The sequence below is a fragment of the Dellaglioa sp. CoH-55-MRSF-9 genome (assembly GCF_056782155.1).
Genome location: NZ_JBXAYG010000082.1, coordinates 1 through 274 on the forward strand (window position 1 = coordinate 1; position 274 = coordinate 274).

At 52.9% G+C, this 274-nt stretch carries 1 protein-coding gene; it reads left to right on the top strand.

Annotated features, from left to right (window positions below):
- Window positions 1-87: 87 nt before the first annotated feature.
- Window positions 88-274: hypothetical protein (locus AC1RPV_RS07880; protein WP_481764216.1), on the top strand; the 187-nt coding region annotated here is incomplete at its 3' end.

Genomic DNA, 274 nt, shown 5'->3' on the forward strand with positions numbered 1-274 from the left:
GTGTTGAAGCAGGTAGGAACACTCAGCTCGATTTACCCAGCGTCTGGCGTAGGCGCGATAGGTCAACGCTTGACTCCGACTACTAGCATGACGCTAGGTCCGGTGCAGGGACTGGCCATTGCCACAACAGCGCCGCTAACTGTAGAGGTCACCACACCAACTGCCGTTAACATCACGTTTAATGTGAATACGATGTTGGTGCTGGACGATAAGTACACGGCCGTTGTGATAACAAACTCGGCTCCCGTAGCTGCCAATTCACCTAATGCAGATG